Source organism: Pseudomonas sp. (assembly GCF_036387035.1).
In the GTDB taxonomy this organism is placed as follows: domain Bacteria; phylum Pseudomonadota; class Gammaproteobacteria; order Pseudomonadales; family Pseudomonadaceae; genus Aquipseudomonas.
This window is the reverse complement of sequence record NZ_DASVUM010000243.1, coordinates 38,502-62,343: the sequence shown is the minus strand read 5'-3', so window position 1 is coordinate 62,343 and position 23,842 is coordinate 38,502. Positions and strand designations below refer to the sequence as shown.

Annotated in this window: 37 protein-coding genes; 9 read left to right on the top strand and 28 right to left on the bottom strand. The window is 59.9% G+C overall.

Annotated elements, in window-relative coordinates; genetic code table 11:
- Positions 1-2: 2 nt before the first annotated feature.
- The 10 genes from VF672_RS22190 to VF672_RS22145 form a co-directional block, all read right to left on the bottom strand.
- Positions 3-476, bottom strand: coding sequence for a DUF1367 family protein (locus tag VF672_RS22190; protein ID WP_331106918.1), 474 nt, complete (start codon positions 474-476; stop codon positions 3-5).
- On the bottom strand, positions 469-723 hold the full coding sequence (locus tag VF672_RS22185; protein WP_331106916.1) for a hypothetical protein: 255 nt from the start codon (positions 721-723) through the stop codon (positions 469-471). The genes VF672_RS22190 and VF672_RS22185 overlap by 8 nt, the downstream gene beginning before the upstream one ends.
- The gene (locus tag VF672_RS22180) at positions 720-1,196 is read right to left on the bottom strand and encodes a hypothetical protein (RefSeq protein ID WP_331106914.1); all 477 of its coding nucleotides are present in this window, start codon (positions 1,194-1,196) and stop codon (positions 720-722) included. The genes VF672_RS22185 and VF672_RS22180 overlap by 4 nt, the downstream gene beginning before the upstream one ends.
- Complete coding sequence (locus VF672_RS22175; RefSeq protein ID WP_331106912.1) at positions 1,193-1,417, bottom strand: hypothetical protein; 225 nt, start codon at positions 1,415-1,417, stop codon at positions 1,193-1,195. The genes VF672_RS22180 and VF672_RS22175 overlap by 4 nt, the downstream gene beginning before the upstream one ends.
- On the bottom strand, positions 1,414-2,574 hold the full coding sequence (locus VF672_RS22170) for a phosphoadenosine phosphosulfate reductase family protein (protein ID WP_331106910.1): 1,161 nt from the start codon (positions 2,572-2,574) through the stop codon (positions 1,414-1,416). Before VF672_RS22170 ends, VF672_RS22175 begins: the two co-directional genes overlap by 4 nt.
- Entirely contained in the window at positions 2,571-2,927 is a 357-nt protein-coding gene (locus VF672_RS22165) for a Ref family recombination enhancement nuclease (protein ID WP_331106908.1), read from the bottom strand. The genes VF672_RS22170 and VF672_RS22165 overlap by 4 nt, the downstream gene beginning before the upstream one ends.
- Positions 2,924-3,703, bottom strand: coding sequence for a replication protein P (locus tag VF672_RS22160; protein ID WP_331106906.1), 780 nt, complete (start codon positions 3,701-3,703; stop codon positions 2,924-2,926). Before VF672_RS22160 ends, VF672_RS22165 begins: the two co-directional genes overlap by 4 nt.
- A complete protein-coding gene (locus VF672_RS22155) occupies positions 3,648-4,559 on the bottom strand; it encodes a helix-turn-helix domain-containing protein (RefSeq protein WP_331106904.1) in 912 nt (303 codons plus the stop codon). Before VF672_RS22155 ends, VF672_RS22160 begins: the two co-directional genes overlap by 56 nt.
- A 261-nt stretch (positions 4,560-4,820) precedes the next feature.
- Positions 4,821-5,087, bottom strand: coding sequence for a hypothetical protein (locus VF672_RS22150; RefSeq protein WP_331106902.1), 267 nt, complete (start codon positions 5,085-5,087; stop codon positions 4,821-4,823).
- A 10-nt stretch (positions 5,088-5,097) separates the two neighbouring features.
- On the bottom strand, positions 5,098-5,433 hold the full coding sequence (locus tag VF672_RS22145) for a hypothetical protein (protein ID WP_331106900.1): 336 nt from the start codon (positions 5,431-5,433) through the stop codon (positions 5,098-5,100).
- A 207-nt stretch (positions 5,434-5,640) separates the two neighbouring features.
- Between VF672_RS22145 and VF672_RS22140 the strand changes: the two genes are divergently transcribed.
- The 9 genes from VF672_RS22140 (at position 5,641) to VF672_RS22100 (ending at position 11,925) form a co-directional block, all read left to right on the top strand.
- Positions 5,641-6,135, top strand: coding sequence for a hypothetical protein (locus VF672_RS22140; protein WP_331106897.1), 495 nt, complete (start codon positions 5,641-5,643; stop codon positions 6,133-6,135).
- Positions 6,136-6,622: 487 nt separating this feature from the next.
- Positions 6,623-7,798: a hypothetical protein gene (locus tag VF672_RS22135; protein ID WP_331106895.1), complete on the top strand. Its 1,176-nt coding sequence runs from the start codon at positions 6,623-6,625 to the stop codon at positions 7,796-7,798.
- A gap of 57 nt (positions 7,799-7,855) precedes the next feature.
- On the top strand, positions 7,856-8,797 hold the full coding sequence (locus VF672_RS22130) for a RecT family recombinase (protein ID WP_331106893.1): 942 nt from the start codon (positions 7,856-7,858) through the stop codon (positions 8,795-8,797).
- Positions 8,794-9,459, top strand: coding sequence for a lambda exonuclease family protein (locus VF672_RS22125; protein WP_331106891.1), 666 nt, complete (start codon positions 8,794-8,796; stop codon positions 9,457-9,459). The genes VF672_RS22130 and VF672_RS22125 overlap by 4 nt, the downstream gene beginning before the upstream one ends.
- Positions 9,460-9,469: 10 nt before the next feature.
- Positions 9,470-9,967 (top strand): hypothetical protein, encoded by a 498-nt coding sequence (locus tag VF672_RS22120; protein ID WP_331106889.1) that lies wholly within the window; start codon positions 9,470-9,472, stop codon positions 9,965-9,967.
- Positions 9,954-10,874, top strand: a complete 921-nt coding sequence (gene rdgC / locus VF672_RS22115) for a recombination-associated protein RdgC (protein ID WP_331106887.1) — start codon at positions 9,954-9,956, stop codon at positions 10,872-10,874. Before VF672_RS22120 ends, rdgC begins: the two co-directional genes overlap by 14 nt.
- 70 nt (positions 10,875-10,944) lie before the next feature.
- Positions 10,945-11,364 carry a hypothetical protein gene (locus tag VF672_RS22110; protein WP_331106885.1) on the top strand — a complete coding sequence of 140 codons (420 nt, stop codon included), beginning with the start codon at positions 10,945-10,947 and terminating at the stop codon, positions 11,362-11,364.
- A complete protein-coding gene (locus VF672_RS22105; RefSeq protein WP_331106883.1) occupies positions 11,361-11,660 on the top strand; it encodes a hypothetical protein in 300 nt (99 codons plus the stop codon). The genes VF672_RS22110 and VF672_RS22105 overlap by 4 nt, the downstream gene beginning before the upstream one ends.
- Position 11,661: 1 nt before the next feature.
- On the top strand, positions 11,662-11,925 hold the full coding sequence (locus VF672_RS22100; RefSeq protein ID WP_331106881.1) for a hypothetical protein: 264 nt from the start codon (positions 11,662-11,664) through the stop codon (positions 11,923-11,925).
- Here VF672_RS22100 and VF672_RS22095 read toward each other — a convergent pair.
- The 18 genes from VF672_RS22095 to VF672_RS22010 form a co-directional block, all read right to left on the bottom strand.
- Entirely contained in the window at positions 11,922-12,908 is a 987-nt protein-coding gene (locus VF672_RS22095; protein ID WP_331106879.1) for a site-specific integrase, read from the bottom strand. The two genes, VF672_RS22100 and VF672_RS22095, sit on opposite strands and share 4 nt — an antisense overlap.
- 417 nt (positions 12,909-13,325) lie before the next feature.
- On the bottom strand, positions 13,326-13,841 hold the full coding sequence (locus VF672_RS22090; protein WP_331106877.1) for a hypothetical protein: 516 nt from the start codon (positions 13,839-13,841) through the stop codon (positions 13,326-13,328).
- Between the two features lie 13 nt (positions 13,842-13,854).
- Complete coding sequence (locus tag VF672_RS22085; protein WP_331106875.1) at positions 13,855-14,346, bottom strand: DUF1353 domain-containing protein; 492 nt, start codon at positions 14,344-14,346, stop codon at positions 13,855-13,857.
- A gap of 94 nt (positions 14,347-14,440) precedes the next feature.
- The gene (locus VF672_RS22080; RefSeq protein ID WP_331106873.1) at positions 14,441-15,136 is read right to left on the bottom strand and encodes a DUF481 domain-containing protein; all 696 of its coding nucleotides are present in this window, start codon (positions 15,134-15,136) and stop codon (positions 14,441-14,443) included.
- Positions 15,133-15,462, bottom strand: a complete 330-nt coding sequence (locus VF672_RS22075) for a hypothetical protein (protein ID WP_331106871.1) — start codon at positions 15,460-15,462, stop codon at positions 15,133-15,135. The genes VF672_RS22080 and VF672_RS22075 overlap by 4 nt, the downstream gene beginning before the upstream one ends.
- Complete coding sequence (locus VF672_RS22070; protein ID WP_331106869.1) at positions 15,459-16,022, bottom strand: glycoside hydrolase family 19 protein; 564 nt, start codon at positions 16,020-16,022, stop codon at positions 15,459-15,461. The genes VF672_RS22075 and VF672_RS22070 overlap by 4 nt, the downstream gene beginning before the upstream one ends.
- On the bottom strand, positions 16,019-16,489 hold the full coding sequence (locus tag VF672_RS22065) for a hypothetical protein (RefSeq protein WP_331106867.1): 471 nt from the start codon (positions 16,487-16,489) through the stop codon (positions 16,019-16,021). The genes VF672_RS22070 and VF672_RS22065 overlap by 4 nt, the downstream gene beginning before the upstream one ends.
- The gene (locus tag VF672_RS22060; protein WP_331106865.1) at positions 16,486-16,686 is read right to left on the bottom strand and encodes a hypothetical protein; all 201 of its coding nucleotides are present in this window, start codon (positions 16,684-16,686) and stop codon (positions 16,486-16,488) included. Before VF672_RS22060 ends, VF672_RS22065 begins: the two co-directional genes overlap by 4 nt.
- 122 nt (positions 16,687-16,808) lie before the next feature.
- Positions 16,809-16,955, bottom strand: coding sequence for a hypothetical protein (locus tag VF672_RS22055; protein WP_331106862.1), 147 nt, complete (start codon positions 16,953-16,955; stop codon positions 16,809-16,811).
- On the bottom strand, positions 16,942-17,775 hold the full coding sequence (locus VF672_RS22050) for a hypothetical protein (RefSeq protein WP_331106861.1): 834 nt from the start codon (positions 17,773-17,775) through the stop codon (positions 16,942-16,944). Before VF672_RS22050 ends, VF672_RS22055 begins: the two co-directional genes overlap by 14 nt.
- 75 nt (positions 17,776-17,850) lie before the next feature.
- A complete protein-coding gene (locus VF672_RS22045) occupies positions 17,851-18,525 on the bottom strand; it encodes a hypothetical protein (RefSeq protein ID WP_331106859.1) in 675 nt (224 codons plus the stop codon).
- The gene (locus VF672_RS22040; RefSeq protein ID WP_331106857.1) at positions 18,522-19,040 is read right to left on the bottom strand and encodes a hypothetical protein; all 519 of its coding nucleotides are present in this window, start codon (positions 19,038-19,040) and stop codon (positions 18,522-18,524) included. Before VF672_RS22040 ends, VF672_RS22045 begins: the two co-directional genes overlap by 4 nt.
- Entirely contained in the window at positions 19,040-19,522 is a 483-nt protein-coding gene (locus VF672_RS22035) for a hypothetical protein (protein WP_331106855.1), read from the bottom strand. Before VF672_RS22035 ends, VF672_RS22040 begins: the two co-directional genes overlap by 1 nt.
- Before the next feature lie 8 nt (positions 19,523-19,530).
- Positions 19,531-20,466, bottom strand: coding sequence for a hypothetical protein (locus VF672_RS22030; RefSeq protein ID WP_331106853.1), 936 nt, complete (start codon positions 20,464-20,466; stop codon positions 19,531-19,533).
- Between the two features lie 3 nt (positions 20,467-20,469).
- Positions 20,470-21,201 (bottom strand): hypothetical protein, encoded by a 732-nt coding sequence (locus VF672_RS22025; protein WP_331106851.1) that lies wholly within the window; start codon positions 21,199-21,201, stop codon positions 20,470-20,472.
- Between the two features lie 12 nt (positions 21,202-21,213).
- Positions 21,214-22,830, bottom strand: a complete 1,617-nt coding sequence (locus VF672_RS22020) for a hypothetical protein (RefSeq protein WP_331106849.1) — start codon at positions 22,828-22,830, stop codon at positions 21,214-21,216.
- Positions 22,827-23,207: a hypothetical protein gene (locus VF672_RS22015; RefSeq protein ID WP_331106847.1), complete on the bottom strand. Its 381-nt coding sequence runs from the start codon at positions 23,205-23,207 to the stop codon at positions 22,827-22,829. The genes VF672_RS22020 and VF672_RS22015 overlap by 4 nt, the downstream gene beginning before the upstream one ends.
- A complete protein-coding gene (locus VF672_RS22010) occupies positions 23,204-23,839 on the bottom strand; it encodes a hypothetical protein (RefSeq protein WP_331106845.1) in 636 nt (211 codons plus the stop codon). Before VF672_RS22010 ends, VF672_RS22015 begins: the two co-directional genes overlap by 4 nt.
- Between the last annotated feature and the right edge of the window lie 3 nt (positions 23,840-23,842).

The window sequence follows — 23,842 nt, the reverse complement described above, 5'->3', positions numbered from 1 at the left end:
ATTTATGCAAAACGTAATACATTTTCTACGTGGTCGCGCAGTTCCTGCTCGCTCAAGTTCGCCCTATACACGTTTTTCAATGCTGCCGTGATGACATCTTGATAAATTTGTTCTGCCTTCTCCTGGCTGCAGTTGGCGTAACTAAGCGATGACGCCTGCAGCCGCACCTTGCCACGAATGTCAAACGTCGGCTTGTAGTGGCCTGCCAGGATGGTCAAGTCTTTGCGGAACCGGTCCTTGTTCGGCACCACCGGTTGCCCGAGGTACGTCTGCGTCGATAGGTTATGCTCGCAAAAGAAGTTGTAGGCCTCCCGGAAGAGAACCATGGTCTTCTTGAGGAACGCCCAGTTGCGCACCTCCTTGACCTCACAGCGCACGGCCGTTCCGACCTTGAACCGGCGCATGGCCTCGACATCCTCTTCAGTGGCCGGGCGAAACGATCCATCACCGTACTTGATCAGGTAAATCTCACTCACTGCCTTGAATCTCCAAGCGTGCCCGTACCAGGGCGTCGAGCTGCGGGTACAGGTGGGGGTTACGTTGCTTCTCCACGATCATCAGCCGACGGCGTTCGTCACGCGTAGGCAGGCTGAAGGCCCACTCTGTTATGTACTCATTGCGCACCCCGGCGCCCTGGACGCAATACAGGTTTTTCGGCGCGTAACAATTCGGGCAGCCCATGACGTGGTTCTGGTACGCCTCATGTGCTTCCTGCCAGCTCATGGCAGGAACTCAGTCAATTTGAATTCACCACCTGCCTGGCGCTCGGCCTTGACCATGCGGAAGATCGGCAGCGCCTCGGCGGCCAGCTTGATCTTGGCCTGCCCCTTTTCGGAGGTGTACGTGCCCTTCACCTCGAACATTGTCACCAAGCCGTCGCCCATCAGTGCGAGGAAGTCCAGCCGGTAATGCGTGTTCTTTGCCAGCTTGATGCTGAAGGGGTGGGCCTTCCACCACTGCACTTTGCCCTCTCGCTTCCACTGATCGAGCAGCTGGGCGAATGCCTGCTCGGTCTTGTTGAGCTGGCCTTCGGGCAAGCGCCCCAGCGCTTGCCACGCCTTCACACCGGTCGGCGCCGGTGTCGGTGCGCCAGCTGCGGCTGGGGTCGGTTTTGGCTTGGGCGGGTTTTTTGCCCGGGCGGCGCGGTTCTTTGCCTGCAGCTGCTCGAACGCCTCCGGCGTCATGCGGATGCTCATGGCTTGACGCTACCGCGCGATGCCCGGCTGGGCAGGAACAGGGGCTTTTGACCCTGATCGAGCGGCCAGGGGATATCGGTACCGCAGGCCGAGCAGACTTTCAGGTACTGCGATCGCAGCAGCACCAGGTGGCGATCGCCGCACACGGGGCAGCGCGGGCCTGCCTCGGCGATCTGGGTGTATAGCAGGCGGCGCAGTGCCGCAACGATTCGGCGAATCATTCGCACAGACCATATGCCGAGCTGCAGGACACACCGTCGGCGACGGCGCGGATCAGATCGAACTGGCGGCCGCCGCGCGAAGTCATCGACCACTCAATCATGCGATCGATACCGTGCGACAGGTGCGTGATGCGGTCGTTTGACCGAACCGTCGGGTCGGTGATGCTAGTAAAAAACGTCGAGCTGCCGCGCTTGCTGGCGGTCGAAACCATCGATTCCCAGCGACGGATGCGCGCGACCTCTTCAGGGAAGCGCACGGCGATCTCGGCCAGCTCCTCTTTGCGGTTACTCACACACGGCATGCAGCCGACGCGGGACATGCCCTGCAGGTACAACGGGTTCGGCTTGATCCCGTGCTTGCGGTGCATGGCAAAGACGTCCTCAACTGTCCAGGCCAGTATCGGGCGGTAGTTGAACAGGCCGTTCCCCACCTCGTCGATCTCGGGCAGCTTGGAGCGCGCCAACGACTCGTCAGCGCGCACGCCCTGCCACGAATACACGTCCTGGGTGCGGTGATCGGCCAGCAGTGGGGCGAATATCTGCTCCTGGATCGGCAAAATCTTCAGTTCCTGGGTGCAGAATCTGCGTTTGGTGCTGGGGAACAGGCCTTTCCACAGGCACATATCCAGGAATGGGATGCCGGTGGGCTGCAGCATTTCGCAAGCGGCGTCCATCAGCTCCTGCGCGCGCTCTGCAACGAGAGGCGCTATCTCGCGCTGCGCCGGGAACCATGACCAGACGCCGACGGTGGCGGGCTCGAACATATTGGCCGGAACATTGAGCGGCTCGCGCTGCGCCGTGGGGAAGTCGGCCTCGCTGTCGCAGCCCTGCAGGTCGTTGCGGTACCAGTGCCCGGGCGCCAGCGGACGGCCTGCCATCAGCTGGGCGCCCCAATGCTTCTGCAGGTAGGTGCGCTTGTTGGCCATCTTCGTGGCGAACTCGGCCTTGATCCAACGAATCTCGACGCCGGTGGCGTCTGCCAGGTAACGCACGTAATCGTAGGTCTGCGGGTGCTCGTTGCCGGTATCGCAGAACACAGCCTGCACGTTCGGCACCTGGCGCTCGATGCCGAGCAGCAGCATGGCCGTCGAATCCTTGCCGCCGGATATGCTGAAAACGTTGGTGTCGGTCGAATCCATACCGTAAAGCGTGTTCATGCGTTTACCCCAATTAGGTCGAGCACTTCGTCGGGGATCTCGCATCCCAGGTCTTGCAGGTCGTTTGCGGCGTCACGCATCAGGTCCATCTGGTGGCCGTACAGCTTCTGAAATCGGGCTTTGTACGGATGCACCGCGATCAGCCCAGGAGCGCCCTGACCGTCGATGTGGTGGCCAGCGCACAGCGCCAGCACCATCCAGTGCGCGTCGGGCTTGGTGCGCCCCTCGATGTGGTGAATGCTGACGTGCGTGTTGCGGTGGCCATGGTCGTGAAAGCACGCCTGACAGCCGATGTGGGTGGCCAGCAAGTCGTGGTAACGCTTCTGGCGCGCACTTGGGTTCGTCCCTTTCATGCGGTGATCGCTCCACGCGCCTGCAGCTCGGCCAGGGCTTCGGCCATCTCCTTTTTCTTTTGCTCCAGCTGGTCGTCACGTAAGAACTTGCGGGCGGTCTTTGGCTTTATGCCGTTCATGACGCCCCGGGTGATCGAGCGGATGCGCCCCATCTGTTCCTGGCCGCGGACAATCTGCGCCTGGCGCTCTTCCTCGGTCAGCTGCGGCGCAGGCAGCGCCAGCATCGGCGGCGGTACCGCGCCTTTAGGGCTGGCCAACGCCTGATCGAGCGCCGAGCGCCAACGAATTTGCAAATCCTTGAACTCGTAATCGAACAAGTCCTTGCCCAGCTCCAGGGCAGCCCAATAGATCGCCGGGTGCGTCCACTCGTCCTGCTGGACGGTTTCGCCCGGGCGCAGCGCGGTACCCATCAGGAACTTGCGCCGGTTCATCTGCTTGACCGCTTCGGCGAAGGCCACCTCGGCGTTCAACGCTGGGCGGCAGGCCTTGAGGAACTCAGTCAGCGATGGCGGCCAGTCGAACAACTTGCGGCACTGCGCCACGCCGCGCTTGATCTCGGCGAGGGTGATGCGCTCCTCTTCCAGGCCCTCTGCCCAGGATTCGCGCCAGTTGGCCACGGCCTGCTCACTGGGGAACTCCCGGCGCCATTTGGTCATGTACGCCCCGTCGAGGCGGTTGAAAAGCCAGTCCATCGGGCTCATGCCCAGGGAGGCGTGCGGCTTATTCAATACGGACAGCTTGGCCGTCGATGTAGTCGTCAGATCCTGGGATGACATGGGCAGTACCTTTTTGGTTTACGAATGCGAGGGGGTCGAACTTGCCGAGCTTGATGTCCGCTTTCGGGGCATGAGCGGCCAGGCGCTTCACAGCGAGGGTGTCCCACTGTTTGCGCAGCTTCGAAGGGGCGAGGATGTTGGTGCGCCAGAACTCGTCGCGGTTGGCCCAGTCGAACAGCTCGCAGATTTCCCGGTGGGTGCGGCCGTCCTGCTCACGGGTCAGGCGGATGTCATTGGCCCAGGCGTCCCAGTTGGGTTCCTTGGGATCACCGCCGAGCTTGAGTACCTTGCCGAAGATCCAGCGAGCCGCTTTATGGTCTTCGTCGCTGCCATGCTTTTTCGGTTTGGTAGCGCGAGGGGCAGACGTCGAATTCTTCTCCCCGATCGGCGCACCAGCGACGCGAGGAGAAATACCCTCAGTTGTATTACTCAGAGTGTTATCCCTCTCTGCAGCGTTTTCCGAATAGGGGTATCCCGAATTCCCGACTAGGTCTCTTCGGTTTTCCGAATAGGGGGTTGTCGGGTTTTCCGGAGGGGTAGTCGGATTTTCGAATACCTTTTCGGTCGCATGCTTGGGCGTCAGATAGATGCGCCGCTCCACGATTTGCTTGCCATCGCGGATGATTTTGATGTCCAGCAAGCCCTTGGCTGCCAGACCATTGATGATCTCGGAGACCCTGGATTTCGAGAGGCCAAAGAACTCGGCGAATGCCGCGTTGCTCTTGTAGCAACCACGCGCGGACGCACTAAGGCTGTCGATTTCGATCAGGAAAATCTTTTCGTTAATATTAAGGTTACGGTCCAGCCACAACTCGGCGGGTATCCATATCCCTTTAAACTTGCGTGCGTCATCCATTAGGCAAACCCCCGGGTTATCCGGGTGTTAGCCATGTTGGATGCCGCCACGAACTGTTCACCAGGTTCAGGCGTCTTGCCTTTCAGACGCGCGCGGAAGCCCTGCGCGAATACTCTGATTTCGCCCACTGAAATAACGCCTTATTACACGCCTTGAGGAACATAGCTGGCACGTCCTGGCGTGACAGACTTCGGCAGGTTCATGACTTCCTGGCCTAGCCAGCTACAGTTGCCACGTCAGGCCGTGGCCACCCATTGCTCGTTACGCCAGCAAGGTCGCTGGCTGCGCAACTTGGTTGCGTTTGTTGATGCGGTACCGCTGCCAGGCTTTGCCTGCAGCGCGTGCCCCGGTAATCGTGCCGCTGCCTACCCGCTCCATCTCCTGACGCAGATCACGAATGCGCGCCGAAATGGCTGCCTCTGAGTCAATGCGCTGGAACACCTGGAAAATGCGGTCTTTGATCTCGAACAGCGCCAGAGCGGTGTCGGCGGCTTCAAGGATCGATTTCACGCGGGTCAGTTGAGTCATAGTGCAGACCTCAGTGCAGGACGGCTGCCGCTTCATACGGCGCGAGAAACGTTTCGGCGATGCTCGCCAGCAAGCCGAGCTTGTCCGGTGGCAAGCAATCGAGCCGGGCCGGGTCAAGCGGGCTCATAGGACGATCAGAATCGGTACGGGTTGGCTCGCGATCTAACCAAAACGTTGGCAATCCCAGCTTGGTCTCCCAACGGCGCGCCACGCGCTCGCCGAAAGCCCGGCACGGCCGTTTGCCGCAGATTTGGTAGAACAGGCTGCGATCGGACTTCGAAAAATCGAATTTCTTGAGCATCTTGGCGCGCTCACCTGCAAATTCGTGCTCGATAAACTCGCTCAAGCGCAGGACTCGTACAGCGCTGCGCGAATTAAGGTCCGGGGGCGACGGGGCCGTAGGGGATGTCATGGGGAACCTCTGGTGTTCTGGTGGGGCACAAGCTAACTCCTTGCTAATCCAATTGCAACTTTTCGCTTGTTCGTTTGCTTATGGTATAGTTACCACGCACACACAAACCCGCTAGTTTCCAATAAGGGACTGCTTACGCTCATGAACGACATTCGAACGAAACGCTTACGCCAGTGGCTGGGCGAATTCGACGGCTCCATTGCCGAATTCGTCCGCGCCTACGGGCTGGATAAATCGAAGGCAAGCTACATCTCGCAGATCCTGGGCGGCCATCGCCCCCTGGGCGAGCGAGCTGCCCGCAAATTGGAAGTAGATTGCGGTCGCCCGCATGGATGGCTAGACGTCGAGGACGATGATGCCGTCGATTTGCGATACGATAAGCAGCGATTCAACCAGCTGAATACCGACGACCGCGGCTTGATCGAGGAGTTTATTGACTTCGTGCTCAAGCGATCGGAGCGCAGCGAAGGGTCAACGACCCCAGCTGGCAGCGGGAAGCGGGTAACGTTTCAAAAAACGCTGGAAGCACCGCAGGGGGCGCAGGACACGCCCGGGAAAGGAACGAAACGAAAGACGTCAGGCGACGATAGCCTGAATTTACCGACTGGGCCTGTTGCGAAATCGCGCATCGCGTAGCAGGCCTCTATGTATTCTGGGGTTACGAGTGACAGTCCAAGGAAGTAATGTTTTCCCTATCGGCATTAAGAAACGTCCACATCCTGCGCAGGTTGCCGTCCAGCAGCCTTGCGAGGATCTGTCCAGCCCAGCCGGATGGACCGGACGGCCGATTGGTCAGCTGCTTTTCGAGTTTTATCCAGGTGGCTCGGCAGGTATCGATTGTGACTTACCAGAGGAATGTGTGACGCAGGCGATCCGGGCGCTGGAAAGCGCCCTTGATCAGCTGCGGGCTAATCAAGACAGCGCCAGTTACAAGCTTGTGAGTACGTAAAAAGGGGTGTTTGCACAACCGTTTGCTAAGAGAAAGGGCCTGTAGGCCCTTTTTTATTAGCAAAAATATTACTTATTGCTTGTTTGAATGCTTACGCTTTGCTAATTTGTGATGCAACGGGGGGCTAGGGGATACCTTGCCACTCGCTAATTAATCGCACTGGAGCATGAGCACATGGCCCGCGCATCTGCCGCAACCCGCAAGCAAACCGAAGCCCAGGACGCCCTGGACCTTACCCCTACTGATACCGCAGCTGTTGCCCAGGCGGACGTGGACGCAGCTAATGCTGCCGACGCCAGCGCTCCGGCCGGTACCGAACTGCAGATTGGCGAAGCGGCCACTGAGATCGCGGAATATAACCCGTTGGTCCAGGAGCTGGCGCGCATCACCGAGCAGTACAAAAACGTCGTTTGGGATGTGACCACCGACGAGGGTTTCAAGGCCGCAAAGGAAGCACGCACCGACGTACAGAAAGTGCGCTACGCCATCCAAAACAGCGAAAAGGCCGTCCTCAAGCCTTATCAGGACGCTGTGAAAGCCGCCCAGGCCAGTGTCAACGCGGTGAAGGAATTCGGCAGCGATCTGCGCGACAAAGTGCTCGTGATCGAGGCCCCAATCGACCAGCTGGTACGAGCTGAAGAAGAGCGCCAGAAGGCTGAGAAAGATCGCCTGGCCTCGATCGCTCGGGAACGTGCAGAGCGCATCGACAGCACCATTCAAGGGTACCGCCTGGTCGGTGCCACCTACTCGACGGCTACCGCGGCCGCGATCGCCGAACAGCTGGACACTCTGAAAAGCACCATTATCTTGCCCGACGAGTATGGCGATCGCGAAGGCGAGGCCATGGTGGCGCGTGACAACGCGATCGACACACTGACCGCGCTGCACAGCATGACCGTGAGCCGCGAAGCCGACGCCCAGCGCCTCGCAGACCAGCAAGCCGAGCTGGAACAACTGCGGGTTCAGCAGCGCAAGGCTGCTGAGGAGGCCGAACAGCGCCGCCAGGAACAAGCCCGTCGCGATGCCGAGGAGCTGCAGCGCCAGCGCGACCAGCTCGCCGAACAGCAGCGCATCCTGGCTGAAGGTATGGCCGAGCTTCAGCGCCTGCGCGATGGTGCGGCCGCGGCCCCGGCACCACCTGCAGCGCATACCCACACCGCCAACGAGCCAGCGCGAGTTGAAACCACTGCCCCAGCTGCAGCGGAACCGATCGCGATTGTCGTAGTTGAGCCTGTGAAACAGCCCGATCCAAACGCCCCGAATGCCGAGGATCTGGTCGAGACGATCGGCCTGGCCTTCGATGTGCCCCCAGCGACTGCCCGTCACTGGCTGCGCACCACCGCGTTCTGATTTACCCCCTCCCTTCCGTAATGCAGCTGGCCCCTCGGGGCTGGCAATGAGGTAACTATGACTGCTCATGCACACGCACCGGCAATCGCCGATCAGGACATTGCCCACTACAACGGCCCGCGTAACAGCACCACCGCCCTGGTGCTCGATCCGAACAGCATGAAAGCCATGCTCGACATGGCGGGCGTCATGTCCAAAGGCGTGGCCACGGTGCCCAAGCACCTGCAGAAAAATGAGGCCGACTGCCTGGCCGTTGTGATGCAGGCCATGCAGTGGCGCATGAACCCTTTCGCCGTTGCGCAGAAAACCCACCTGGTCAATGGCGTCCTCGGCTACGAGGCGCAGCTGGTCAATGCGGTGATCACCTCGCTGGCACCTACGACCGGACGCCTCCATTTCGAGTGGTACGGCCCCTGGGAAAAGGTCATCGGCAAATTCCACATCAAGAACAGTGACAAAGGGCAGTACCGCGTGCCGGGCTGGAAGCTCGAAGACGAGGAAGGCTGCGGCGTGAAGGTGTTCGCCACCCTGGTGGGGGAGGATCAACCGCGTGTGCTGGAGCTGCTACTGGCTCAGGCCCGCACCCGTAACTCCACCTTGTGGGCTGACGATCCCAAGCAGCAGCTGGCGTACCTGGCGATCAAGCGCTGGTCACGCCTTTACTGCCCTGACGTGATCCTGGGCGTCTATACCCGTGACGAGCTGGAAGACGGTTTCGAGCGCAGTCGCGAGATCAACCCGAACGCCCCGAGCGAGCCGGTTTCGGCGCCGTCGGCGGTCAGCGGCCGCCAGGATGAAGAGACGTTGAAGCTTTACGAGCAGCTCGAAGCGAGCGCCCGCGACGGCGGCCTGGCTGGGTTCGAGGCGGCGTGGAAGGCACTCACACCGAAACAGCGCATCGCTATCGGTACCGAGAGAAAGGACCGGCTGAAAGAGATGGCGACCACCTCCGATGCCGACTTCGTTGAAGTGCCGGATGAACCTGGGGTTGCAGCGTGAGCGATCTGCAGCGCACGGATCAATGGCATCAGGATCGAGCTGGCCGCATCACGGCCAGCCGATTCATCGACGCCCTGGCGTTCGGCAAGGCCGACGCCAGCGGCAAGCGCAAGCCCTTGGAATCACGCACCACCTACATGCGCGAGCTGTGTTTTGAGCGCCTGGCCAGCCGGGCGAAGCACAGCGTGAGCGCAAAGGCTCTTAGCTGGGGTACACAGGAGGAGCAAGGTTGCCACGACTATTACGAGCTGATCAGCGGGAACATGGTGACCAAATCCGGGTTCATGGTTCACCCCAAATACGACTGGCTCGGCTGTTCGCCTGACGGCCTGATCGGCGCCGACGGCGGCATTGAGTCGAAGTGTCCCTACAACGAGGCGGTGCACATACGCACCTGGATCGAGGGGATGCCCGAGGAACACACCTGGCAGGTGCAGGGCTGCATGTTCGTGACGGGGCGGAAATGGTGGGATTTCCTCTCCTATGACCCGCGCCAGAATGACGAATACAGGTTGTACGTAGAGCGCATCGAGCGCGACCAAACATTCATTGATCAACTGCATGCCGGGCTTGTGCAGTTCAACCTCGAATTGAACCGCATGGTTGACGAGGTCGAATACAAAGCCCAATTGCAGGCGCAGCGCCTGTCGCTGACGATTTAGGAGAAAAGCAGTGTCCGCAGTGAATTACATGGCCGAGAACGTCAAAACCCGCTCCCCGATCATCCGTGAGCAAGCCCGCGGCGAGCTGGCGAACGCGGTGGCTGGGTTCAAAGGTGAAGTCGAGGTCATTAAGCCCAAGCACAACGGCGTGGCGCCCCTTCCGGCGCCCATAAAGCCGCGGGTTAAGGCGATCCCGGCGCAGGCGCGCAACCCGAACACCCTGCTAATGGCTGACGTGCTGCGCGTCGTTCAATCGCGCGACAACCTGAGCATATCCCTTGGCATGGCCATCGACTGGCAAACCGCGGTACCGCCCAAGCATACCGGCGAAGTGCGCGACCTCATGCGGTTCTGGCCACTGCTGCAGAAGATCAAAGGTAACTTTCAGAACGGCCGCACTGTCCTGCACTTTGCCGAGAAATACGGCTATTCACCGGCCTATATCCAGGGCCTGTCCGACCGCTTTAACGTCCAGAAAGATGCAGAGGTGGCCCATGTTCTTCCGTAATCTGCTGGTCTACCGTATCACCCAAGCGATGGAGATCGATGCCGCCGCGATCGAGCAGGCGCTGGCCAGCAAGCGAGCCCGGCCTTGCGGACGCCAAGAGCTGGAGACCTATGGTTTCGTCGCCCCGGTGGGCGGGGGTGAGGACGCCCCGCTGCTGCATGTCGTGGGCGGCTTCCTGTACCTGGTGGCCAAAAAAAGCGCGCGCAACCTGCCCGGCGCCGTCGTGCGCGACGCCGTGACCGAAAAGGTCAAAGATATCGAGGAGCGCCAGGCCCGCAAGGTCTACAAAAAGGAGCGCGACCAACTCAAAGACGAGGTCATACAGCAGCTGCTGCCCCATGCATTCGTGCGCCACAGCACCACACGAGCGTTGATCATGCCGGAACAGGGCCTGATCGTGGTCGATAGCGCCTCGCCCAAGGTGGCCGAGGATCTACTGAGCACCCTGCGCGAGTGCATCGGCTCTCTGCCCGTGCGGCCCTTGACAGTGAAGATCGCCCCGACGGCCATGGTCACCGAGTGGGTCAAACAGCAGCGGGCAGGCGAAGGCTTTTTCGTGCTCGACGAGTGCGAGATGCGTGATACGACTGAAGACGGCGGCATTGTGCGCTGCAAACGTCAAGATTTGACTAGCGACGAGATTCAGCTGCACCTTTCAGCTGGCAAGCTGGTTACCCAGCTCGCGTTGGCTTGGCAGGACAAGTTGTCGTTTATGCTCGACGACAAGCTGGTGATCAAGCGCCTGAAGTTCGAGCAGATCCTGCACGACAAAGCCGACGACGACGGCGGGAATGATGATGCGGGCCAAAAGGACGCCACATTGTTGATCATGGGTGCTACGTTCGCCGAATTCATACCCGAGCTGGCCGAGAAACTCGGCGGCGAAGAAATGCCCAGCAGTATCTAACCGCAATTAAAGCCAATCAGTTATATCGCGGGCACCGCCGTGCCCGCCTTTTACCCAGTAAGGATTTACCATGCCCCGTTACAGCGTATTGCTCGAAGCAACCGGCTCCGAACTTCCGATGCTAGATAAGCGCCAAGCCGAGAACTATGTAATTTTCCTGCAGCAGACTAACCCCGCAGGCCATCACGGCGAAGTAATCGAATCGCAACTGCCTGAGCTAGAATTCGCAAACCGCCTGGTGCAGACGATTTCGGCGATGCTGGGCAAAGAACACCACGACCACGAGAAACACCTGGTGGATCTGCGACGGGCAAACTTGCTGTTGGACCGTGCAACCGAGTTGCTTGGCGTCATCACCTCGAAAGGCAAAGCGACTCTAAAGTGGCGTGAGCGAGTGCGTGAGTTTTTGACCATTCGTAACGCTTACCGTAAAACCGCCGACGCGCCGTCGTTACCCGTGGCACCAGCACCAGAAGACGCGCCACAATGATTGCGGCCATAATTGCGGTAGTCCTATTTGCAGCCCTGCTCGGCTGCGCGTTTCACCAATCGCTGCGCGTTGGGGAACTTAACCGGCAAGTTTCTATACTTTGTGCGGCACTGTCTATTGTTCCATTGGTAGTCGGCGCCCTGCTCTACCCGTCCTGCAATGTCTGGCAGGCTGAGCGCGCCGCACAGGCACAGATCGAACTTTCGCAGGGCGAGGCCGAGTCTGTTGCACTAGTGTCCGGCAAGTTTGCTGACATGACCCAGTACCTGGAATACGTGAAGGCGCGGAATAAATAGCATGTCCACTATCGAGAACACTGAAGCGAAACTTGATAAGATTCTGCTCGCTGTTACCAACACCGTGCCATTCTGCGAGCGCTGGGTGGATTGCGATGGGATCGGCTTGATACTTGGGTTCTCAAAGTCCTATGTCCAGGCGAAGCTGGTCACCCTGCCGGACTTCCCCAAACCGTTGCGGATCGGGGGCAATGGGCACCCGCGCTGGTCTGCCCAGGAGGTCGCAACCTGGGCGCGCCAGCGCCGGGATGACGCGCCGGGCTAACCCAGGCGCGAGGCAATATTTGTAGCAGATTCACGGTAGTAGATCATCAGGGACTTCGTGTCCCGGTGACCTACCATCTTTGCCAAGTCCAAAATATCCAGTTTGCGTGCTAGGCGCGTTAGAGCGGTAGCGCGCAGATCATGGAACGTCAAATTGAACAGCTGCAGTTTCGCTTTGGCGCGTCTAAAGTAGGTGTCGGCTGTTTCCTGGCTTACGGTGAATATACTATCACCGGGCCTGTCCATCATTATCTGTAATAATGCCGCCGCCTTACTCGTTAGAGGTACGTCACGGGCGTCAGTATTCTTAGACGTTTCAAGCTTGATGTAGTTAGCGCTAATATACACCCGATCTTTTGTAAGCGAGAATAGTTCGTTAGCGCGCATCGCCGTTTCCACAGCGATCAACATCGCGACGGCTACTTCCTGTTTTAGAGTTTCAGGAGTTCCGCCAAAGTAACCCAGGTGATGCGCGATGAGTTCGATTTCTTCATCGTTGTATATCTTGGTTCGCGGTTGGCCGCCTGGGGGCTTGGTCACGTCATCGATAGGGTTCTGCTTGATCCAGCGCCATTCTTTGCGGGAGATTTCAAACACCGCCCGCAGTAGCGTCATATCTCGCCGCACGCTCGCGCCTTTTACTTGCTTTAAACGAACATCGCGCCACTTGCCCACTTCATCAGGTTGAATATGTGCGAGTAACTTATCAATGAACGGTAGTTCACGCTTAAATCGATTCAAACGTATCAGTTCCCGATGGCCGCCCTTGCGTCCCGCAGCTATTTCGATTTCGAAACGCTCAATGGCATCTCGCAGGGTTTTACCGTCCGCGCTTGATACTTCCCCGCCTGTTTCTATTTCAGCCTCGCGCATATGCGCCCAATATACAGCCTCCGCTTTGGTCGCAAAGGTCTCACTGACACGTACTCCCCGCTTTGCCACTTGTGCACGCCACTTACCGCCGCGCTTTATTATGGATGCCATTGCGTTTAAACCGTCCTTGGGTGACGTGTGGCCCTTGCTGGGGCATACACGATTGTTGTCATGGGTCGATTCCTAGATTTGCGGTTTCAAGCGTATCCTTCGCTGTGGATTGGTACGTTTCGTCAATTTAAGCATATTTATTGGCCGTCGTGTCTGGTGCCTAATGTAGGCACCAGACATCCAGTAAAGCCGCGGCCTGCAGCAGTGCCCGGTGTAAATATGGTGTAACGCTTTCTTGGTCGGCGTGATAATAGCCTGACCCCGTTCGAAAACCAGTGTCTGTCCTGCATTTCTTCATCTTTATGATGCCAAATCAATGGCTTAGATCATTCGATAGATCTCATCTATGTGCGTACCCGCAGACTGGCCGGGCACAAAAATCGGCGCATGGCCGGTTTTCCTATGCAAATCAGCTGATTAGGCGCTGGCAGTTTCGTCAGTTACTGCAACCGTGGCGGCTTCAGCTACAGCGTCCGTTGCGTCACCGGCAGCGACTTCCACCACTGCGTCAACCGCTGCGGCGCTGTCATCTGCGACGGCCGTGGCGTTCGTTACGGAATCCGTCTCTACGCTCAAAGTAGCGGCGTCAGCAGGGGTATCACCCTCAGAATTCACGACAGACGCTGCCTCGGACGAAACTGCCGTTCCAGTCGTATTGGATACGACAGCGGCGGTTTGGGTCACAGCGTCTGTTGCGCTGGCCACCACCGTGTCGGTGGTGGTCTCAACCGCCGATACGATTTCGAGCAGGGTGCCAACGTTAGCGACGACTGCGCCGATTTTGGTCTTCAGCGCTGCAGCTGCGTCAGCCAGAGACGTTTCGTCAGTCACGCCCAGGACTGCACGCAACTGAGTCACGCCGGTGCTGATCACTTCCAGCAGGGTGTTGAATTCTTGAACGTCTTCGATGGCTTTGGCCAGGTTCAGGGACATACGATCGCTTCCTTTATATAGAGGTTGGCCAGGCCGTATCGAGCGCGAGCTTTTGCGCCGTGGCCGAGGGTTTGCTTACGTGCGAAACAAGGGCATATGCTCGCACCGCGCCGAACAGCACATGGCAATCTGTTTCCGAACCGTCGCCCTGGGAATAAGTGGCCAGCAAGCCGGCCAGGAAGCACTCGTCGCACTCCTCGCGTGTCATGGTTACCGTGCCCAGGTGCGTCTCGTAGCTCAGCGACTCGCACAACGCGTCGTGTGTCGCGGCCGCCTGGCCGTACCAGCTCCAGGGTTCATAAACGTTGCGGAACACTTTGGGGATGCTCGCACCGTCGGTAAGGAACCCGTTTTTTATGTCTTTCCAGGCCGACTGGTCAGCCTTCAGATAGGCCCTGTAGCCGCCATCGACCACACGCCACAGGCCGTAACCCATGACCTTGGTGGCCGAGCCGTCGTACTGGATGCGCAGCGGTGCGGTGAACGAAACCTGCCAATCACTCATGCCCAAAACTCCCGTTCACGGGTGATCGGGGAGGGCGTTTGCAGGGGGCAGCTGGCAATGCAGATGATTGCCATGATCGAGATAGCGAGCTTGATCAAAACTTGGCCCCCAGGTTGACGGTGAAGTCGTTCTGAGTGACGTCGCCCGCGGTGCTGCGCAGCGCGTAATGCGTGTACTTGATCGACGCATTTATGCTCTGCGTGAGCGCGTAGGTCAGCGACGTGCTGCCATCGAACTCATAGCGCGTGTAAGCCTGGATCGGCACGCCCATCTCCATCGACGTGGCAAATGTCAGCTTTTCGGCCAGCTTGCGCTGGTAGTCCACGGTACCGCTGGGCGTGTAAAACTGCTCTTCCTTGGTTGTGTACGTGTAGTCATTGGCGTTCACCAGCACGCCCAGGGCGAACAGCCCGGTGTCGTCGTTATAGAAGCGCCAGCCGCCCCCGGACCCGATCACGCGTTTCTGGTATAGATCCTCGACAGTGTCGATCTTGTAGAGCGCACGGCTATCGATATACAGGTGATCGCCATAGAAGCGGCGCAAGTTGTATTCGGCCTGGTAGTTGTTGGCCTTCACATCACCGTCGCTAGACGCGTGCTGCCCGGTGAGTGTCACGGTGTTTGTCCAGGTGTCGCCGGTGGCCACCAGCTTGACGTCCAGGTTCTGCTTTGCGTTGTTCTTGCTACCGCTCATAACGTCCACAGATCCCGACGCGCTGCCGGAATAGGTGGTATCCGCCTGGGCCGAGATACAGCACAGCGACAGCAGCATAAAGACTAGGTACTTCATTGATCCGCCTTTGGTTTTTCGGTTGTTGTGGTGCTGGTGCCCGGCTTGCGCTCGATCGCCTTGCCGCCCAGGTAGCCGCCCGTCACTGCCGAAACCGCGGTGAGCACCATGGTCTGGATCAGGTCGGAGAGGACGCGGGCCATGTCGAGCAGCCGATCCGGCTGGACGCCGATAGAGATGGTCACCAGTGCGCCGACCAGTGCGGCAGTGACCCCGCCGACCAGCACAGAGACCGTGAGAAAGAAGCTCAGGCGCTTGACCGAAGGCAGGCCGCTGCCGCCATCGGACAGGGCTCGGCCGAGCCAGGCGAGGAGGCTGGTGATCATGCGAGTACCCCCAGCGCTGCGGTGTAGAACGCGCGCCGCTCTGCCAGGCCATTGGTGCCGCCGTTGATCAAGCGGCTGATCTTGTCGATGTTCCCGGCGTCGGCGTAGGGCGAGAGCTTGCGTGACCCCCAATAGATGCAGAACGACTCAACGGCCGGGCCGGGCTCTTCGAGCTGCTCGGGGTGGTTGATCAGATCCAGGCCCATGGCTTTGCCCATGGCGGTGTAGTTGGCCAGGCCGGTGATCATGCCCAGGCCACGCCCCTTGTAGAGTTGGCCATCGCCGTCAGCTTCGGGCGTGTTGCCCAGCTGGGTGGCGAGCGAGCCGGTGTCGTACTTGGCCAGGTAAGCCTGGCTGCCCAGCTCATGCAGGAACTGGAATTGCGTGGTCTCGTGCAGCGCCTGGGCCAGCAAGGCCGCCAGGCGCAAGCGCGTATTCAGCCCATACGTGGCGGCGTGCTCGTTGATCGGATCAACGAACTGGACGCATGCCTTTCGGGCGTAGGGCACGGTGCACAGCGACTGCAACTGCGCCGCCGTGAGAGTGACCGCGCCGCTCATTTGGGCAGGATCTGCAGCGTCATGGATGGAAACGTAATGAACTCATCCCGGCCAATCACGTTCGCCTGGTAGGTGGCCGCGTTTACGTAGGTGTATTTGCCTGGCGGCAGATCCGGAACCACGAAACCGTAATAAAGGGTATTGCAGCCCTTGGCCTTTTCGACCGTCATGCCATTGAGCGGGAACAGCACGCCTTCCGCGTTGCGCAGCGCCGGGCTGAAGCGAATCCCAATCTCGCGCTTGAGGCACACTTCGCGGCGCACCACAGCAACCTCCCCGACATGGAACGAATCGGCCTTTGAACCCTGCAGGTCTTGCATGGCGATGCTGCGAAATTCGAACACGGGCTCAGTGCGCACGCTCCAATACCAGACGAGCCAAGCCGAAGCCCACAGCGCGACGACAGTGAGGATTGCGATCGCGATATCACGGCGCACGTAAATGGGTTTGCGAGTCGGTTGGCTCATTTGATATGCCCTCCAATAAGGGCGGTGCAGAAGGCCGAGAGGATCAGTCCGACGGCGCCGTAAACCACAATGCGGATCGGCCACAGGTCTGCCTTGGTGGCGTACTGCGTGGCGTCCTGCTTGAGCTTTTCGACGTCTTGCTGCAGCAGCGCGAAAGCCTTATCGAGGTCGCGAAATTCTTTTTCGTTTACAGGCATATACGTGACATCTCGCGCGAAAGGCTGCCGACTGGCGGGCAGGGGGCTGGGTTGTTTTGGGGTGCTTTCGAGAGTGATTTTGGGGGCGCCGAAACAGGGTTCGGCGCGGGTGTTTCCGATGGTCAGAACCGACGTCGGCCGGTGACCTTGATCAGCACCGCCAGGTGCTCGATGATCGCGTGCTGCAGCTTGAATTCGTTCTCGCGACCCTTCTTGAAATCCTCGTAGGCCTTCGAGCCGAAGTGCGCCAGGGCGTCACTCGGGGTCACTTGGCCCGCCACGTTCCATTGTTGGTTGTCGTGTTTGATCAGGTCCGTCTTCAGGTTCTGGTGCGACGCCAAGAATTCGGAGCGTGGTATCAGTGATGATGGAACCACTGAGAAAGCGCGCGGCAGACTGCCCCGGCACCTCCGGGGCCGGATCGAACGCAATGCCGTTGTCATGGAAGCTCAGACGTAGCAGGTGGTCCTGCTGCTTGACCCCCTGCCAGAACATCATGAACAGCGGGCCGAAGGCGCTATCACCGATCCGCGCAAACTGTTGCGCCCGGCGCAGGACGTACTCCTCGTACTTGGCCTCGGGCCAGGTCGTGGTGTCTTCATCCTTGTCGCGCACGAGCATGCAAGCCATAGCTCCCAGGAACCACCCCATGCGCCCTTGGTGCAGCTGGCCACCGTCGATTAGGCGCTCGATACATTCGGAGCCGCGGCCGAGCAGGGGCTGCAGAAACCAGTGATCCCCCTCGTAAACGCCCAGGTCCAGCACGGTATGGTGATCCACGCCTTCGAGCAGGTAGTCGGTGAAGCTGTTCTCGGTACCGACGCGGAAATTCGGGTTGCCCGGCTCGGCCGTGTGCATCAGGTAGTGCGCGATCACCATGGCGCGCTCCTGGACCGTCCACAGCTGGGGATCGGTAACCTGGCCATCCTTGAGGTCGTCGAGTGGCTCGACGATGCGCCGCAGCGCCTCGGTGCAACAATGCTCCTCCAAGTGCGCCGGTAGGCTGCACATATAGATAGCGTCGTCGATGGTCAATTCGCGGAGCTGCACCGTTAGCCGGTGCGTGTTAAGGCGAGAGAAAGCGATCATGCAGGCATGCCCTATTGTTTCAGTGCAGCCATGCTAGGGATGCCCCGGCCCGGTAAATCCGGGGGTTTCCCAAGGTCAAACGATGTTGGTGCATGGGTCAAACTGGCGGAATGAAAGCTCGATTTCCTGCAGGCCGTCCTGATCACGGGCATTGGTGTACTCGGCACTGATCAGCTGGACGATCGCGTTATCAATGTGTGCGCCCCCTGAGTTTTCTGCGTCGGTACCGATAAAGCCATGGGTCAGCGTCAGGCGTAGCAGGTAGCTCAGGGGCAGCCCGTAGGTGCCGTCACCGGGTGCCATCTTCAGCTTGAGGTTGGCCGCCCAGCCCTTGATCGATCCGCCCAGGTCGTCGAACGTGGTTACGTGGTACTCCTTGGGCGCCATATTCCCGGGCTTGGCAAACGATGTCGCACCGACCTCGACCGACTCGGCGCCAAAGCTCAATGCCGTGGTCTGCACCCCCTTGGCGAACAGATTCACCGTAGGGGCGATCCCGGTTTTGACGTTGGTGATGTTCAGGTGCCACAGGTTGGACTTTGCGAAGCTCAGGCCGTATTGCGACTGCCAAAGCTGCTTGGCCTTCGCCAGCGACACGCCGCCCATTAGGGCCTTGTCACCTGCCGTTACCTGCGAAGCGAACACCGTGCTGAAGGCGTCGCCGACGATCGCGGTCACCATAGAGGTGCCCGAAATCGACGATACCGAACTCTTTGCGGCCTGGACTAAGGTGCTGTCTAGCAGGCTCATATCGTGTAGACCTCCTCAAACCACGCCTTGCCCTCGACATTTTCTTCCGCCAGGGTGATATCGGACTGGATCTCGCTGGGCTCGCGTCCCCAGGCCTCGTGCCCGTTCGCGCGCGATACCTGGATAGCCTGGGCGTTCTCCCATTCGCAATACAGCCGAAACAACGGCTCGATGATCGAGTGCTCGCTGGGGGTTAAATCGAAGTCCTGGTCGTCCGTGACCGTGTTGTCAGCGCTGATCGTCGTGTGCACGTCCTTGCCCGCGACCGCATTGGCGCGAAGCCAGTAAGCAGCCGCGGTATCGCCCAGGCGATACTCGCCCCGGGGTGCCGTGAGCGGGTCAACCGGGAGCGCTGCCAAGGCGACGTCGGCCGCCGACGGGGAGTTGGCCAGGGTGGCGAAACCGCAGTAGTACCGAACGGCCTTCTTGAGGTTTCGTGTGACCTGCTCCTCGTCGAGGACGATCCCGAGCGGCAGCGCACCGAAATACGCTGTGACCACTGCTGACAGGAGCATTAGGCCGCCGTCTTGTAGCCAAAGAAGTGATAGAACAGGTCGCCGCTGAAGGTGAGGATCTGCGAGCGGTTTTCCCAGTCACGATCCGGGTTTTCCAGCACAAGGAAGCAGCCGTACAGAGGCGCTGCTCGGGTGTAGCTGTCTTTGGTGCCTTGGTACACGGTGGCGTCGAACGTGCCGCCATTGGCCAGGATTTCCACCAGCATGTCGCCCGCGGTGTTGTTGACGGTCTCGAAAATCGATACCGGCGACTGCGCCCAGGTCTTGCCCTGTTGCGGCTGCAGCATCATGGTGCCCAGCAACCCCGGGATCTCGATCTCGCCTGCAGGCGTGATCAGAGGCCAGGGGAATTGTTTGATCAGCAGGCTCTGATCTTCATAGCCTTTGATCACGAACTGGGCGTCGGAGCTGACGGCCTTATCACCCAGCGCTCGCGTGGTGTTGAAGGTCGTCTGTAGAACTTTTGCAGAAGAGACAGTCATCTCAGGCCTCAAATGAACATTTTGGGTACGTCGTTGCGGTCAAGGGCCGTGAGCGTGGACAGGGTCAACTGCACCGCGCGATAGATCCACTTGCCAGATGAATCGATAGGCCCATCCAGAGGGTGGGAAATCGACTCGATCACCAAGGGGTAGTAGTTGTTGATGCCATACTTCAGGCCCACCATCAGGGGGGCGGTACTGGGGAACATGGCTTTAACCATGTTGGCGGCGCTCGATCCCGAGGAGGCAATCACCTCGGTCAAAATGCCGTCTTTAGCCAGGTTCTGCGGTAGGAGCCAACTTAACAGGCGGCGATACGGCACCATGATCTCGGTTTCCGGATCGAGCATTGCGCGGAAATGGAGCGTGATCGGGATCTTGATCGGAGGCATGCCCGAGAACACTTGACGGCTGTTGAGCTTGGTAATGCCCGTCCGGCCTTCCAGATCCTTGGCCACGTTTTTCGCGGTCTCGGCAGCGCTGGCGCTCGTGCTGTTGCTGGCCAGCGAAGGGAAGGCAGCCTGCAGGGCGTTCACCACAGTCGCGGCCTGGCCGGACTGCAGCAACGCCATAAGAGCGGGTGCCTTCGATTCAGGGCCAGCGTTTTCAAACGGCGATTGCCAGTTGAGCGACGCTTCGAACGTGGCGTCAGTGATCGGCCCCATGACAAAGTTCGGCTCAGAATCAAGCTGCTTGCCATCGGCATCACAGGCGTAGAGCTGGGCGATCAGGTAGGTGGACATCTTCCCCCAGGAGGATGCCGCCGAACTGGCCGCCAGCACGCCGCCCAGCAAACCCACAGCAGTACCGGCCAACGTCCCGGAGTCTGCTACAGACCCCAGCGCGGTGCTGATAATGCTGGTTGAGCCGCTCGACTGAATCTCGGCCGCAACGATGTCGCTGCCACCAGTGATGGACGACGAGACTGAGTCGAACAGGCTCATGGCTTAGGCGATCCGACGCGCGATTTTCATCGACTTGAGACGGCGCTTTGTGGCGCCAGCCGAGTGCGACCGCAGCATGGCTTTTTTCAACGACACTTTCTGCGCAGCGGACAGGCGAACCTTGCCTGAGATGCGCTTATTAATGTGCGTGATCTTGCCGCCACGAACAGCCTTGATGCGCTTATAGGTCGCGTCCAGCGCTTCCACGCTGCCGTCACCGAAAGCGAAGTCGTCGATGCTCTGCGCTGCAGCTTCGTCGCCGTCCGGCAGGCCGCCCGCGACCAGCTCCATGACGCGATCGGCCGCCTCGCCGTCTTCGCTCTCAAACATTGCCGACAGGTCGTCATCCGAGGCGCCCAGACTGGACAAGTAGTCCCAGGCCTGGTCGCACAGAATGGCCACGGTCTCGGCTTCGTCATCGGTGATTTCGCCGTCCATGTTCTCGTCGGCCACGCCGCAGAACATGCCCAGCAGACGGTTGAGATTGGTCTCGCCTACTTCCAGGTCGTCGGTTTCGGCCCATTGCTGGACGATCGCGGCGGCGCGCAGGGCAAGGTCAGTGACCGCGAAGTCAGCCGCAGGGCCGCCCTCGTCGTCATTGACGCCGTCCAGCACGTCTTTTACTGGGGCGTTTAGTTTAGGGTCGGCCGATGCCTGGGAAGGCGGCTTGACCTTCGGAGCCGCCGCCGAAGCGGCGGCCCCCGAACCCACAAGGTTACGAATAAAGTCGCTCATTTAGGGTTTTCCTTACGTCGTGCGGACGATGCTCTGCGTGGAGAAAACCGCTCGCGTCGTGCCGTCGTATGCAACCGAATAGGTATTCGTGAAGGCGTCGATGCGGTTGGTATTCCGGGTGCAGGTGAAGATGTACGAGCGGCCGCCCAGCTCTTGGGTGGCGTTGGTCCAGCCCGCGGTTTCCGCTGCGGTGAGCAGCGTGTCGGCGTAATCGACCATCTTCTCGATCGCCTTGGCGATCGGCATCTGGATGACTTCGTTACCGAACGCGGCAAGCTGGTCATCGATCCAGGTGGCCATGTCTACGACGGCTTCGAGCTTGGTGAGCCCAGTCGTCTTTTTCATGGTCAGCGAGTCGGTGAACACGTAGCTGGAACCGGCCGAATACTTCTTGAGCACCACCGGGTTGATCTTCGCGTCGGCCAGCTTCGAAAGTTCCGAATCGGTCGGCGTGTACTTCTGCACGACGCCAGTACGCGAAATCGGGTAGTTCACGCCTGCGATCGGGTAGTTTTTGGCTGCCAGACCGTTGGCGTCCTGGTTCGCGTTCCGCGCACAGGCATAGCCGACCTTGATACCGGACGTGCCCAAGTACGCTTTGCCACCGTTGACTGGGTCGGTCGCGATCAGCGGCGCCCACTGCAACATGCCGTAAATCGTGTCCTGGTTCAGCGAGCTGGCCCAGGTGATGGCCTCGGTCGGCGTGTAGCGGCCGGGAACGTCCACGCGGAACTGGCGGTTGGTGGCCAGGCACATGGTCGCCATCTTCGCGATTAGCGTCAGGTTTTCGGAACCGCCCGAGAGCAGGTATTCCCAGTCATATGCGGAGTAGCGCAGCTGGTTGATCGCCGATGTGTAGTCCGACGATAGATACGTGGTGCCGCCTTCGGTGAAATACGACAGATCGGCGGCAACCAACTGCGCCGCACCGTCATCGTCCTCGCCATAGCAATCTGATGTGATCGGGATCGTCAGGGTGCTGCCGACTTCGATCTCGACAGCGTCCGTCAGGCCCGTGACGACATCTGGCAGGTAGTAGCTGTTGCCATAGTCATCGACGGCGGTTTCATCCAGGGAACCGGTGAACGTGTACAGCTCCTCGCCGGTGGATACGTCGAGCAGGCGCACGCGAATGATCTGGGTTGCAACCGAGTTGCCATCGTCGTCCGTGACTTCCGGCGCCCAAATTTCGGCCGTGACGCCGTCGTTGAAGCATTCCAGGTGAGTGATCGCTAGCAGGTAACCGCTTGGCAGCGTGTCCGGTACCGACCACGTCACCGCGCCGGTGGTGCTGTCGAGTACGGCAACCATCTGCAGGTTCACAGCCGACGCCACTGGCACCATACGCGCGACAGTGCCCGAGGCAGCACCATACGAAAACGCTTCGTAGGCCTGCACATAGGCTTCATTCAAGCGGCTGATCGAGGTCGAGGCCGTTGCGCCCAGCTTGGTCGCCAGGTTGTCGCTGGTGACTTGGAACGCCTTGTCGATGCGTCCACGCGTGAAGCGACCGGCCAGCGCGAATACCTGGTCGTTGTTGCTCTCAACGAACCCGCCCGAGTTGTCCTGGATCTGGTTCATCTGGTAGCCGGGCTGCGAACCCAGGCTACGCGTAAAAGTCGTCGTCATTCAGCAGCTCCTGCGGCCGTGTCGGTCGAATCCGTCGCTTCCGTTGCCACCTCGGCCGCGGCTGCGGTGGTCGAGGCGATGGCCGTTTCTTCGCCATACGTGACCGTCGCCAGCAGCTCGTCGCCGCCGACGCTCGCGAAGTGCGTCAGGTCTTGCAGGGCGTTGTAGAGGTCGTCACGGCGACGGAACTGCAGCTCGGCCGACTCGCCCCCATACAGGTGCGCGTGGGTACGAACGGCATTTACCAGCACCGGACGTTTCTTGCGTTTGTTCGTGAACTTCACGCGAAGGGGAAACACGGCATCGGAACCGATCAGCTCCTGGACCTTGGCGGCCAGGTTGTCCGCGTCGGCCTTGCCAATGGTGATCGTCGTCATTGCACTACCTCGACCGTGATCACCTGCCCTGTCATGGCCTGCTTTTCGCTGGCCAGGTGGAGCAGGCTTTTATATTTCGCTTCGGTCATTGCCTCGACCGTCACCGACTCCCCAGGTGCGAGCACCTTGCCGGTCTGCGGCAGGGGCTGTTTTGCGGGGGTGGCGTTGGTGACTTTCACCGTTACGGGAAAGGTTACGGCCGCCTCGTTGGCGTCCTCGTCGGTGGTTTCCGACGCGGTATCCGCGACCGTTTCAGCTGCCGTTTCCGGGGTCTCGGTCACTGCTGCAGCTGCAGCGGTTGCCGTCGCCTTGGAGGTGCGTTTTTTCGTGGCAGTGGTAATCGCCTCGGCCGCAGCTGCATCAGCTGCCGTGGTGTCGGCAGCTTCCGTAGCGGTGTCGGCCGTGGCCGTCATGGTGATTTCGGTGGCGGCAGCCGTGTCCGTCGCGGCCGTGTCGGCTGCGGTGGTGTCGGTCGTCGGGGTTTCGGTGGTTTCTGCAGCGGTGGACGTAGCCGTTTCGGTCGTCACAGCTTCCGAGGCAGTTGCCTCGGTCGCAGTGCTCGCCGTGGTGGCCTCGGTGGTGGCCGTGGCCACCTCCGATACGTCCGCTGCCACGTCAGTGGCTTCGGCCATAGG

Coding starts and splice junctions, on each gene's coding strand:
- rdgC (WP_331106887.1), top strand. CDS start 9,954: ATGTTCTTCCGTAATCTGCTGGTCTACCGTATCACCCAAGCGATGGAG.
- VF672_RS22175 (WP_331106912.1), bottom strand. CDS start 1,417: ATGATTCGCCGAATCGTTGCGGCACTGCGCCGCCTGCTATACACCCAG.
- VF672_RS22050 (WP_331106861.1), bottom strand. CDS start 17,775: ATGATCGCTTTCTCTCGCCTTAACACGCACCGGCTAACGGTGCAGCTC.
- VF672_RS22025 (WP_331106851.1), bottom strand. CDS start 21,201: ATGAGCGACTTTATTCGTAACCTTGTGGGTTCGGGGGCCGCCGCTTCG.
- VF672_RS22135 (WP_331106895.1), top strand. CDS start 6,623: ATGGCCCGCGCATCTGCCGCAACCCGCAAGCAAACCGAAGCCCAGGAC.
- VF672_RS22105 (WP_331106883.1), top strand. CDS start 11,361: ATGATTGCGGCCATAATTGCGGTAGTCCTATTTGCAGCCCTGCTCGGC.
- VF672_RS22085 (WP_331106875.1), bottom strand. CDS start 14,346: ATGAGTGATTGGCAGGTTTCGTTCACCGCACCGCTGCGCATCCAGTAC.
- VF672_RS22150 (WP_331106902.1), bottom strand. CDS start 5,087: ATGACTCAACTGACCCGCGTGAAATCGATCCTTGAAGCCGCCGACACC.
- VF672_RS22110 (WP_331106885.1), top strand. CDS start 10,945: ATGCCCCGTTACAGCGTATTGCTCGAAGCAACCGGCTCCGAACTTCCG.
- VF672_RS22095 (WP_331106879.1), bottom strand. CDS start 12,908: ATGGCATCCATAATAAAGCGCGGCGGTAAGTGGCGTGCACAAGTGGCA.
- VF672_RS22160 (WP_331106906.1), bottom strand. CDS start 3,703: ATGTCATCCCAGGATCTGACGACTACATCGACGGCCAAGCTGTCCGTA.
- VF672_RS22180 (WP_331106914.1), bottom strand. CDS start 1,196: ATGAGCATCCGCATGACGCCGGAGGCGTTCGAGCAGCTGCAGGCAAAG.
- VF672_RS22165 (WP_331106908.1), bottom strand. CDS start 2,927: ATGAAAGGGACGAACCCAAGTGCGCGCCAGAAGCGTTACCACGACTTG.
- VF672_RS22035 (WP_331106855.1), bottom strand. CDS start 19,522: ATGACTGTCTCTTCTGCAAAAGTTCTACAGACGACCTTCAACACCACG.
- VF672_RS22045 (WP_331106859.1), bottom strand. CDS start 18,525: ATGAGCCTGCTAGACAGCACCTTAGTCCAGGCCGCAAAGAGTTCGGTA.
- VF672_RS22170 (WP_331106910.1), bottom strand. CDS start 2,574: ATGAACACGCTTTACGGTATGGATTCGACCGACACCAACGTTTTCAGC.
- VF672_RS22040 (WP_331106857.1), bottom strand. CDS start 19,040: ATGCTCCTGTCAGCAGTGGTCACAGCGTATTTCGGTGCGCTGCCGCTC.
- VF672_RS22130 (WP_331106893.1), top strand. CDS start 7,856: ATGACTGCTCATGCACACGCACCGGCAATCGCCGATCAGGACATTGCC.
- VF672_RS22015 (WP_331106847.1), bottom strand. CDS start 23,207: ATGACGACGATCACCATTGGCAAGGCCGACGCGGACAACCTGGCCGCC.
- VF672_RS22155 (WP_331106904.1), bottom strand. CDS start 4,559: ATGGATGACGCACGCAAGTTTAAAGGGATATGGATACCCGCCGAGTTG.
- VF672_RS22100 (WP_331106881.1), top strand. CDS start 11,662: ATGTCCACTATCGAGAACACTGAAGCGAAACTTGATAAGATTCTGCTC.
- VF672_RS22065 (WP_331106867.1), bottom strand. CDS start 16,489: ATGAGCCAACCGACTCGCAAACCCATTTACGTGCGCCGTGATATCGCG.
- VF672_RS22090 (WP_331106877.1), bottom strand. CDS start 13,841: ATGTCCCTGAACCTGGCCAAAGCCATCGAAGACGTTCAAGAATTCAAC.
- VF672_RS22020 (WP_331106849.1), bottom strand. CDS start 22,830: ATGACGACGACTTTTACGCGTAGCCTGGGTTCGCAGCCCGGCTACCAG.
- VF672_RS22185 (WP_331106916.1), bottom strand. CDS start 723: ATGAGCTGGCAGGAAGCACATGAGGCGTACCAGAACCACGTCATGGGC.
- VF672_RS22060 (WP_331106865.1), bottom strand. CDS start 16,686: ATGCCTGTAAACGAAAAAGAATTTCGCGACCTCGATAAGGCTTTCGCG.
- VF672_RS22080 (WP_331106873.1), bottom strand. CDS start 15,136: ATGAAGTACCTAGTCTTTATGCTGCTGTCGCTGTGCTGTATCTCGGCC.
- VF672_RS22030 (WP_331106853.1), bottom strand. CDS start 20,466: ATGAGCCTGTTCGACTCAGTCTCGTCGTCCATCACTGGTGGCAGCGAC.
- VF672_RS22075 (WP_331106871.1), bottom strand. CDS start 15,462: ATGATCACCAGCCTCCTCGCCTGGCTCGGCCGAGCCCTGTCCGATGGC.
- VF672_RS22010 (WP_331106845.1), bottom strand. CDS start 23,839: ATGGCCGAAGCCACTGACGTGGCAGCGGACGTATCGGAGGTGGCCACG.
- VF672_RS22070 (WP_331106869.1), bottom strand. CDS start 16,022: ATGAGCGGCGCGGTCACTCTCACGGCGGCGCAGTTGCAGTCGCTGTGC.
- VF672_RS22140 (WP_331106897.1), top strand. CDS start 5,641: ATGAACGACATTCGAACGAAACGCTTACGCCAGTGGCTGGGCGAATTC.